General features: G+C 52.7%; 11 protein-coding genes. 10 read left to right on the forward strand and 1 reads right to left on the reverse strand.

Annotated elements, in window-relative coordinates; translation table 11 throughout:
* Window positions 1-124 precede the first annotated feature (124 nt).
* From JCM19049_RS00615 to JCM19049_RS00630, 5 genes are all read left to right on the forward strand, one after another.
* Window positions 125-730 carry a CDP-alcohol phosphatidyltransferase family protein gene (locus tag JCM19049_RS00615; protein ID WP_306420598.1) on the forward strand — a complete coding sequence of 202 codons (606 nt, stop codon included), beginning with the start codon at window positions 125-127 and terminating at the stop codon, window positions 728-730.
* Between the two features lie 160 nt (window positions 731-890).
* Window positions 891-1166: a glycosyltransferase family A protein gene (locus tag JCM19049_RS21885; RefSeq protein WP_306420601.1), complete on the forward strand. Its 276-nt coding sequence runs from the start codon at window positions 891-893 to the stop codon at window positions 1164-1166.
* Window positions 1167-1225: 59 nt separating this feature from the next.
* Window positions 1226-1651, forward strand: coding sequence for a glycosyltransferase family 2 protein (locus JCM19049_RS21890; RefSeq protein WP_306420599.1), 426 nt, complete (start codon window positions 1226-1228; stop codon window positions 1649-1651).
* Window positions 1652-1719: 68 nt separating this feature from the next.
* The gene (locus tag JCM19049_RS00625; protein WP_054820475.1) at window positions 1720-2178 is read left to right on the forward strand and encodes an adenylyltransferase/cytidyltransferase family protein; all 459 of its coding nucleotides are present in this window, start codon (window positions 1720-1722) and stop codon (window positions 2176-2178) included.
* Between the two features lie 135 nt (window positions 2179-2313).
* Window positions 2314-3615, forward strand: coding sequence for a stealth family protein (locus JCM19049_RS00630; protein ID WP_279402114.1), 1302 nt, complete (start codon window positions 2314-2316; stop codon window positions 3613-3615).
* Window positions 3616-3740: 125 nt separating this feature from the next.
* On the opposite strand, the gene JCM19049_RS00635 is transcribed toward JCM19049_RS00630, so the two are convergent.
* Window positions 3741-4166: a hypothetical protein gene (locus JCM19049_RS00635; protein WP_279402115.1), complete on the reverse strand. Its 426-nt coding sequence runs from the start codon at window positions 4164-4166 to the stop codon at window positions 3741-3743.
* A 601-nt stretch (window positions 4167-4767) separates the two neighbouring features.
* On the opposite strand from JCM19049_RS00635, the gene JCM19049_RS17500 reads away from it, so the two are divergent.
* From JCM19049_RS17500 to JCM19049_RS00650, 5 genes are all read left to right on the forward strand, one after another.
* Window positions 4768-5523: a hypothetical protein gene (locus tag JCM19049_RS17500; RefSeq protein ID WP_138178353.1), complete on the forward strand. Its 756-nt coding sequence runs from the start codon at window positions 4768-4770 to the stop codon at window positions 5521-5523.
* Window positions 5520-7403 carry a glycosyltransferase gene (locus JCM19049_RS17505; RefSeq protein ID WP_279402116.1) on the forward strand — a complete coding sequence of 628 codons (1884 nt, stop codon included), beginning with the start codon at window positions 5520-5522 and terminating at the stop codon, window positions 7401-7403. Before JCM19049_RS17500 ends, JCM19049_RS17505 begins: the two co-directional genes overlap by 4 nt.
* 11 nt (window positions 7404-7414) lie before the next feature.
* Window positions 7415-8164 (forward strand): stealth conserved region 3 domain-containing protein, encoded by a 750-nt coding sequence (locus tag JCM19049_RS17510; RefSeq protein WP_279402117.1) that lies wholly within the window; start codon window positions 7415-7417, stop codon window positions 8162-8164.
* Window positions 8165-8266: 102 nt separating this feature from the next.
* Window positions 8267-9007: a hypothetical protein gene (locus tag JCM19049_RS17515; protein WP_279402118.1), complete on the forward strand. Its 741-nt coding sequence runs from the start codon at window positions 8267-8269 to the stop codon at window positions 9005-9007.
* A 13-nt stretch (window positions 9008-9020) separates the two neighbouring features.
* The gene (locus JCM19049_RS00650) at window positions 9021-9917 is read left to right on the forward strand and encodes a stealth conserved region 3 domain-containing protein (protein WP_054820479.1); all 897 of its coding nucleotides are present in this window, start codon (window positions 9021-9023) and stop codon (window positions 9915-9917) included.
* The last annotated feature ends 9 nt before the right edge of the window (window positions 9918-9926 follow it).

A 9926-nucleotide genomic window follows, 5' to 3' on the forward strand; every position in this document is an offset into this window, starting at 1 on the left:
AACATTGGACCGCCGAACTGTACCTTCGGCATGTCTCCATCTATCTAACCGCTGTTTGGTGCGCACTCGAATTACGGCCAACGGAGTCACCGGCCTGATGATTCTCGCTGGGTGGAGCATGTCATTGGCGCTCCTGATCCCCGGCATATGGGGGCCGGTTTTGGCACTCTTGCTGTCGCAGTTGCAGCTTTACTTTGATTGCTCGGATGGTGAGGTAGCCCGTTGGAGATCGAGTCAGTCTCCCAAAGGCATCTTTATTGACATGGTCGGCCATCACACTACCGAAGCCTTCATTCCCCTTGCGTTAGGGTATCGAGCATTCCGGGAACTTTCTGCTAATGGAACGACGATCTCCCAGGCGTGGCCCACTCTATTCATGGCAGCGTGTTTGGCCGTACTACTCGTATTGAACCGCTCTCAATCGTTGATGGTTCATGCCGCACGTGGAATGGCTGGGTTAGGCAAGCTGCCTGATACCGCTGAAGCGCGAGCGGTTCCGACAACCAGCCTCATCGGTCGGCTGCGTGCCATGGCCAAATTTCTCCCTTTTCATAAGCTATTGCACGCTGTGGAGCTTAGCCTGATAATACTCTTTAGCGCCGTGGTGTCAGCCTTTCTCGGCCAACCGGGGTTGGGGGAGAAATGGGTGATTTGGATCCTTCTGCCAGCCACATTCCTAGTGAACATTGGGCACTTCATCTCTTCAATGGCGTCTTCACGCCTTAAGTAGAAAAGCCTAAAATAACTAAGAGTCGTGAGGGGAACGTGATGCATGCAGTGCCACCGTCGGTGGGGGTAGTTATTCTGACTATGGGGAGGAGACCAGCCGAATTACAGCGTGCACTCAACTCTCTCTTAGCCAGAAAGGCGTAAATATCGATGCGGTGGTGGTGGGAAATGGATGGGACCCTGAAAGAATCCCCGCCTCGATCAGGACTCTTTTCCTTCCAGAGAATCTGGGAATTCCGGCCGGACGTAACGCCGGTGTACCGATGGTCTCAGGCGAATTCCTATGCTTCCTTGATGATGATTCCTGGTTCCTTGAAGATAATTTTCTAACCTCAGCCATTGAACGATTCCGCCTCCATCCGGGCATGGGGCTACTACAGCTAGAATCACCGACCCAGAACGTGACGATGATCCTACACGTTGGATTCCGCGCTTGAACAAGCGATCTGCTGAAGTACCGAGCAAGGTATTCCACGTCGGAGAAACGTGCCTGGTTATGCCCCGCGAGGTTTTCGAAGAAACCGGAGGATGGGCGGGTGGCTTCTGGTACGCCCACGAGGGCATCGAATTAGCATGGCGTGTTTGGGACACGGGTAGATACGCGTGGTATGCGGGCGATATGAGAATCGGGCATCCCGTGGTCGATCCTCGGAGACACGACGAATTTTACCGCCTGAACGCGCGCAACCGCGTCTGGCTGGCGCGCCGCAACCTGCCCCTGCCGTTCCGCTGGCTGTACACCGTGGACTGGGCAATGGTGGAATGTTTACGGCTCCGTCGGAACAAATCGGCTGTGCGCCAGTACCTCTCCGGTTGGAAGGCTGGTTGGAAGGGCAGCCCCTGGTACCAGCAGCCGCGCCGGAAAATCCGCTGGGCCACGATCCTGCGCATGAGCCTGGCCGGTCGCCCACCGCTCATCTGATTTAGCGTTTGCGAGCGCACCGACTAGATTGGGAGAATCAGCCGCGATGTCTGAAAGGCGAACCTAAAATGAAAACCGTATTAACTTACGGGACCTTCGACCTGTTCCACATCGGCCACTTAAACATGCTCAAACGGCTGAAGGAAAAAGGCGAACGGCTCATTGTGGGAGTCTCCACCGACGAGTTCAACGCCCTAAAAGGCAAACGACCAATCGTGCCCTTCGAGCAGCGTATCGAGATCGTACGCTCCATCCGTTACGTCGACGAGGCAATCCCTGAAATGACATGGGGTCAAAAGCGCAGCGATATCGCCAAATACGACGTGAACGTCTTCGGTATCGGCGAGGACTGGAAGGGCCGCTTCGACGACCTTGAGGATCTAGTGGAGGTCTTCTACCTGCCACGCACTTCGGGGATATCCACCACTGAGATGAAGCGCGTGCTCAGCGAGTTTGATGAACGCCATGTGGAGTCGCTAAAGAACACCCTTGATACGCTGAGCCAGATCGTCAAGGAGCTGAGCTAGCCGTGCTGAGGTTGACGGGATCCATTCATCCACGCGGTTGCATCCGATCAGGACTAGAACAGGTAGGTACTCGAAATGCTAGCAGGATGGCGGGGGAAGATCGGGCGCAACCTGCCCGAGCCGCTGGTACGCCGCATGCTTGAGGCAACGCTGAAGGCCCCGTCCAGTGACGTGACTTACACCATCATGCAGTTGCGCAAGGATGCCGAACGTGTCTCTACGCGCATCGCCGCCGACCTGGGCATCGCATTCGACCGAGCGGGACCGGGCTTGCCGTTCACAATTCACTCGGGTCACTGGGAACGCCTGCGCGACGCCCTGCGGTCCACCGGGCTGGTGGTTCAGAAGCTCCACCACGCCCACTCGAACGCCGCGGCGGCGGCCTGGAGTGTCAGCGTCGCTACCGCGCCGACCGGGGGCGTTGCCGATTTGCGCGGATGCGGGGCGGTTTGGCAAGCGTTCCCTGGAGGCCTGGAGGCGCTGGTGGACGCGCAGGATTTCACCGGGACGGTGGACGCGGTCTACACCTGGGTGGATGCCAACGACCCCGTCTGGAACAGTGCTTATCAGGCCCAATTACGCGCCGCGGGCCGTCCAGCCGGGGACAGCGCGGTAAACCGGGCACGATTTGCCTCCCGTGACGAACTGCGCTATTCGCTGCGTTCCCTTGAGATGAACCTGCCTTGGATCGATAAGATCTACCTGGTCACCGCTGGTCAACGCCCCGCTTGGCTGGCCGAGGAGCACCCCCGGCTAACCGTCGTGGATCATCGAGAAATCTTCAGCAATCCTGACCGATGCCTGCCTACGTTTAACTCGCACGCCATCGAATCGCAGCTACCGAATATCCCGGGACTCAGTGAACACTTCCTGTACGTAAATGATGACGTGTTCTTCGGGCGGTATCTGCACCCCAACACGTTCTTCGGTCCCGCGGGTCAGGCTAAGTACTGCCTCACTAAGGGACACTTCGCACAGGCCGAGAACCCCGGACTGCCGATCAATCAGGCTGCGGCCAATAACCGCGAAGTCATCCTGGAGCGCTTCAGCCGCACCGCCTCCCGCAAGTTTCAGCATGTTGCGCACCCGCAGCGCTTGACGGTCCACCGTCGGATCCACGAAGACCTCGGACCGAGAATCGCGGAGATCGCCACGCATCGTTTCCGGTCCGCGACCGACCTATCTATTCCCTCCTCGCTCGCACACCAGTACGCCGCCCGCCTGGGCATGGGTTACCCCACCTCGGTCCAATACCAGTATGTGGACCTCGGGTCGGATCGCTTTCATCTGGACATGCTACGTCTTGCACGCAACATCGATCTGGATATGTTCTGTATAAACGAAGTTCTATCAACCGTCGATGAAAATCAGCGTTCACAGGTCGTGGATGAGTTTATGAGTACGCGGTTCCCGGTGTCTTCGTCGTTCGAGAAGTAGTTTTTAGAGATTTAGCCATGAATTTTCTCTTTACCATTTACTCTTTGATAGCGAAAGTCAATATACTCGCTTCTCCAGCCGCCGGAAGAAACAGCACATAAGATAGAACCTGAGTAGGCGTTTGATTACCGGTGCCAGAGCTGGTTCGCCCTGTCTGCGACGAACTGATGGCGTTCACGACCGTCCTCGTCGATAACGACGCAGTGGTCGTCGTGAACGGCGGACCCGGGCATCGTGCCGTTCTTGCCGCGCTTCTTCCCGAACACGCTCCACCAGTCATTCGACGAGGCAGTCCGCCATGCGGTTCGGACTGACATTACTTCGCTATACTCAACGCGGGCCTCCTCAGCCAGGAGCCGGTACCCGAACTCGGGGTCCTCGCGATGCGCGTCGAACAACACGTTTGCACGGTACGCCTCGTCGAGTTCGCGCCGCATGATGGGATTCTTCTTCCAGCGGTAATACGGCTGGCGGGCGAGCTTGAGTACCCGGCACGACACCGCGACGGGGATTGCGTCTTCGGCGAGCTCGGTCACGAGCGGGTACATCATGTTCCCCGCAGATGAGCCTGTGACAGATACGCCCTCGCGCGGCGCAGGACTTCTACCTCTTGCTCGAGGAGCCGGTTGGGTTTGCGCAGCTCGCGCAGTTCCGCGGACTCTGACTTCGTCTGGCCAGACTGCTCGCCAGACTCGATGCGGGCCTCTTACAGCCATTTGCCGAGGGTCCGACATGGACGCCAAAGTCTTTCACGACTTGCGCAATCGAGACGCCGGCCTCGCGGTTCATCCCGACGCGCACGACGTCTTCTCAGAACTCCTTGCGGAAGGGCTTGGGCATAGTGGCATCCTTTCATGCCAGCCTCCTCGGCTAGCTATGTTCGATGTCACCTACTCCTGCACCAGACCCCCTGTGTTGCACGGCAGAGGTTGTATCAAGACGCGACTTTGCTGGTCATGGCGCGAAGTCCTTCTAAGAACGAGTGACCGGCTCGAACTCTCTAGTAATTCACTCGAACCGGCTCCGTTTCAGATACGGATGCAAGTGGTACTAAAATTGGGTAACAGTCCGCACGACTACGACAGTGGTCGTGAATGCGTACCTAGGAGGCCGCGAAAGAAGTTGGGAAGCCAACACACAATAGCCAGCTCATTGCAGGTCACAGACTATGCATGGTCTTCGGCCGGAAAACTCAGTTTTCTGCTCGCAGGGCGTCCTGATTCTAGTTCGGACAAGATACAGTCCGTCAAACTTGTTAGTCAAGATAAAAAATTGATGGCGCCCTCCGTTAAGATCTGTGGATCCGTAGGTGGCAGCCTCCATTGTGAGGTGCATGTTCCTACTGGTGCTAACTACAGGATCGAAGCTCTGGACAGTAGTGGCAAATTATATCGTGTGGGGCTACCTATAGGACTCGCTAACAAAAAGGGCAAATTTTCGGGTTTTATCTCCCGATATATACTCCGTTCTCCTGCGTATGCGATGACGCTCCAAAGGGAAATAAAACGCCTACCGAAGAAGATATCTGTAATAACGCGAAGTGATTCGATAGAGATATTAGACGAGGAAAATTTGGGACAGCAACTGCTCTTTACGCGTCGCGGTTCAAAAGATACGGTGCGTGGAAGCCTTTTGCAGAACGGAGCAAGTGTTTTTTCGGTTAGTGAGTTTTCCGAAACGCTTTTGTGTCTACCCGATGGCGAAACGCTATGGGATTGCAGACTCGGTTCCAACAGCGGTCGTAGGCTCCAGTACTGGGGAAGCGCTTCGGAAGAGCCGAGGAGACTTATGCAATATCCCTGGTACTGGATGGGAGACGAAGGCGCGAGCGCAAGGGCCAAGGTCTACTGGACAAAAGACGGCCACTTGGCCTTGAAAATTGTGAAGAAAGGGCTCAAAGCAGCATGAAGATCGCATTCATACTAACCACAGGCGACACGAGCGCGGGAACGGAACATGCGATCCAGTCGCAAGCAGTAGGTTTGCGTGATCGCGGTTACGAAATATCGATTTACAGTATTTACCGGACTAACGGGCGCCTCAGCAGAATTATGCCGGATGACATCAAGGTTACATATTGGTTGGATTCTGAAGGTAAAGATCTGACGGGCATGTTGTCGGATGAACAAGCAGAACGCTTAAGCAAGGCACCTTCAACCCTAATATCGCATGCTTGGGACAACCAGTACAGTAAATTAACCGACATTGTTTGTCGAAAGAAAATTGGCGGCCTCCGCGAGGATGCAGTCGTTACTACCACGCCAGCGTTAGCAATGCTTGCATCATATTTCCTCCCAGAAGGGACGATGTTGGTTGCCGAAGAGCATCGAGCAAGCATGAGACGAGGTGTCGGCATTACGCCTCTTGCAAACGTCGTTCACGACGTAGACGCGATAATCTCGCTCAACAACGAAAATGCAGAATGGATCCGGGACCGGTTCCCAGAGTACGGGTTCGTCAGCGCTGTCATTCCGAACTCTATTCCTGATGTTCTACGCCCGCGAGCAGCAAGTAACTCGACGATTGTAATGGCTGCTGGACGTTTCGCGCCTGGCAAACAGTTTGATCAGCTACTTGAGGCCTTTTCTCTATTTAAGGCGGGACATCCAGACTGGACTCTGCGCCTATTCGGTGAGGGACCGGGTGAGACGAAACTCAGAGAGTTAATTGGGAAACTGAATCTCCACGATTCCGTCGAGATCATCACTGGTGTAACCGATTTAACCGCTGAGTGGGCCGAAGCGGGAATTCACGCCATGACGTCCAGAAGCGAAGGCCAACCGTTGGTAATTCTCGAAGCGTCTGCAGCAGGTGTTCCTACCGTTGCTTACGATTGTCCGATTGGGCCGAGGAACATTCTTACTCATGGCATAGACGGTTTGCTCGTACCACTCAATGACACCGAAGCTTTCGCCCAGACACTGGCCTCGATTGCAGACGATACAGAACGTCGTGCGAAAATGTCGTCTGCCGCAATTCAGACGGCGAAGAAGTACAGCCCTAAGAGTATTCTTGATGAATGGGAAAAGCTGTACTCAGAATTGGCCCAGCGAAGGACACCGAGTGAACCTCGCGTTGAAGCTAACCTTAAGATTTTACGAGGATCGCGTGAAAATGAAACAGTTACGCTTCCTGATGATCTCGATTTTAACGGAACTGAAAATGCAAAAAAGGGTTTCAACGTCCGTATCGTGGAGCCGCGTAGCTTATCCGCTCAACTCGCTCAGGACGTGAACCAGAAATTCGTTAAAGGTTTGCTAATGCGGGCTGAAATCTGTGCTGTTGAAATCCCGTCCTACAGCTACTACAGGCAGACTTTAGCGATTCGGGAAGAGGACAGTCTGCGACTTCTTCAGGCATTGTCACGGTCACCCCAGGAGGGTGTATGTGTGAGGGCCATGAAGGGAAATTCCAGATTGTCTACGAAAGACTGGCACCCTGGTGTCGATGAACTTTCCGAGTACGACCGTGATTTGGCAAATGTTTTCCGGGTATTCATTCCGATTTCGGACGAACTTCGTCGCTTTACCTTCGGTTCAGTTTTCGCTGTAGACATAGAAGTATGGTCTATTGACCAGGATGCGTACGTGGCACCCAGGTCCAATCCAGGTGTCGATCGGTTGTTGAACGATGACTTCCTTCGGGGCAGTGTCCTGCCGGAAGCGCCGCTTTGGGACGAAATTAACTTCCCGATTGATGCAGTGTATACGTGGTTGATGATAGTGATCAGAACTGGCGTCGGACTAAGGACCATTACGACGCTCTCGAAAACGGTTCACACCCTTTAGCAACTGGGTCTATGCGATTCAAGAACCGTGATGAGTTACGTTATTCAATACGGAGCGTACGTACATTTATGCCCTGGATACGTAATATATACGTAGTTACTGCAGACCAATATCCGACGTGGCTATCGGAAGAATCCGACATACAAGTTATTACACACAGCGACATTTTTCCTGACAAGTCGGTCCTACCTGTCTTTAACTCGCATGCCATAGAAGCTTGCTTGCACCGGGTGCCAGGATTGGCGGAGCACTTCTTATATTTCAACGACGATACCCTCCTTATGCGCATGCAAGATCCGCGTACCTATTTCCACGGCAACGGTGCGGCCAAATTTTTCATGTCCTCGGTAAAAATTGATACGAATAGTGCTGAGAACGAACCTCACATGTGGGCGGCGCGCAATAATAGAAAAATCCTATTTAGGGACTTCGGCAAAGTAATTACTCGTGGCATGCTACACACGCCATATCCCCACCGGAGATCGGTGCTGTCAGAGATAGAGTCTGAATATCCTGAGGTTTTCAAAACGGTCAGAGCCTCTAGATTCCGCAGTCCTACCGATATATCCTTGCTGTCCTCGTTTGCTCAGCATTATGGATATTTCGTAAATGAATACATACCTGGGAGCATACGTTATGCGTTCTGCTCGATGGCAGATGAAGGGATTCAAGCTAAGCTGTCCATGTTGCAACAAAGTGAACGGTTTGATGTTGTTACGTTTGGCGAGGGTGAAAACTGTCTATACAGGGGAGCAAATTGACGGGATGATGGATCAGTTCTTCCGTAGTCGTTTCCCATATCCGGTCCAAGATGAGATTGGGTCGACTTCATTGACTGTAAAAGAATCGTCGGATTCGACGGAGTGAGAAAAATGCGAAATTTTCAAGCGGTGCAAAGAAGTGCAAAGCGTGTGTTGACATCGGCCAGTAGTAAAATCGGCGCGCGACTCGCTCCTGGTGTTGCTTCAGTTAAGACGCTATTTACGCGAGCTGTCTCAAGTGATTTTCGTGAACATTCTACCCTTCTTAAGCTCCCTGAGGGCTTCCGATTAGGACTAACCGCTTCTTCCTTGTCGCTTCCTGATGTATCTAAAAGTAACTTCGAACAGCTAGAGATGGCACTGAAATCGTGTGCTATCGACTATTGGGTGTTGAATGTTGATCCTTCGGGCTCCATGCAGTTGAATATAATGACCGATGATTTCGATCGATTTATTCGTAATATAGTGAACGCTGTCGATTTCAAGCACTGGTATTATCAGATGCTCAATGATAATGGCAAAACGTCAAGTTCCACCGAATTATTGCATGCCATGGGTTCTGATACCAGTAAGATAAACGGTGTTCGACTATTTCAGTATGTTGCTCCTTCAGTAGAATCATTCTTCTTCGCTGGGGCGGCGCAAGGTGTCGATGTAGTACGTTGGCGGGTCAGCGATGCGAACGGTGGAATCACGAGTGAGATATGGAACCCGAAATGCGTAGAACTTCCTAACCCAAAAGCAAGTCATAACGAGTTCTTGGATGCCCTGGCTCGAGCGAATGGAGCCTCCGGTCATCATTTTTCCTGCCCAGTTGACGCAGTAATCACTTGTAGATGGTAACGACAAGAATTGGTTGAAGCGGAAAAATGCTGCTCTTGGCCTTGAGACGGAGCGGTTGGTCCAGGACGCGACGGATGCGTCTAGATTTGAGCCACTCGATGAGTTGAAATATTGCTTAAGGGCAATCGAACAGTATGCACCCTGGATTCGTAAGATTTTTCTTGTCACGGACCGTCAGACGCCAGAGTGGCTACAAGTCAAGGAAAACAACAGGCTCAAAGTTATTGATCATTCGGCAATTTGGAAGGATCCGGCAGATCTTCCGGTATTCAATTCCCATGCGATTGAAGCAAACTTACACCGTATAGATGGCCTCGCTGAACACTTCTTGTATCTGAATGATGACATGATCCTGACGGCACCCGTCTCTCCGGATACCTTTTTTCATCCGAGCGGGGTGACTAAGGTGTTTTATTCGAAAGCTTTGGTAGATTTCAAGGATTTATCGGATCAAGACAATGTGTCGACGGTGGCAGCCAAGAATGCGCGAACAATTTTGCATTCTAGGGGGTTTCCTATTATGAATCGAAAGTTCTTTCATACGCCGTATGCGTTTAATCGAAGTATTTTGGAGAAGATTGAGCAGGAATTTGCCGATATTTCTGAACGTGTTAGCGCAACAAAATTTCGGTCTCTAGACGATGTAGCGTTTGCCGGTTCGTTCTATTTTAATTACGCATTGGCGGTCGGTGCCGCCGTGCCCGGAAAGATTCGTTATGATTACATTGATCCCGCTGATTCGGGGGCATTGGATCGACTGGACCGGATCATCAGAAAAAGACACACGCAGTGCATCGTCGTAAATGATGGTTCGCAGGCCGTTTCCCCCGAAGAGCGCGAGATTATAAAGAAGGTCATCCCTGCTCGCTTGAGTCAGCTTCTTCCCGTGAAATCTTCATTTGAGCTTTAACGCCTAGTT

Source organism: Arthrobacter sp. JCM 19049 (assembly GCF_001310435.1).

Excerpts from the sequence above, each read along its gene's own strand:
- JCM19049_RS21890 (WP_306420599.1), top strand. The coding sequence starts at position 1,226 with ATGCCCCGCGAGGTTTTCGAAGAAACCGGAGGATGGGCGGGTGGCTTC.
- JCM19049_RS00625 (WP_054820475.1), top strand. The coding sequence starts at position 1,720 with ATGAAAACCGTATTAACTTACGGGACCTTCGACCTGTTCCACATCGGC.
- JCM19049_RS00630 (WP_279402114.1), top strand. The coding sequence starts at position 2,314 with ATGCTTGAGGCAACGCTGAAGGCCCCGTCCAGTGACGTGACTTACACC.
- JCM19049_RS00635 (WP_279402115.1), bottom strand. The coding sequence starts at position 4,166 with ATGATGTACCCGCTCGTGACCGAGCTCGCCGAAGACGCAATCCCCGTC.
- JCM19049_RS17505 (WP_279402116.1), top strand. The coding sequence starts at position 5,520 with ATGAAGATCGCATTCATACTAACCACAGGCGACACGAGCGCGGGAACG.
- JCM19049_RS17510 (WP_279402117.1), top strand. The coding sequence starts at position 7,415 with ATGCGATTCAAGAACCGTGATGAGTTACGTTATTCAATACGGAGCGTA.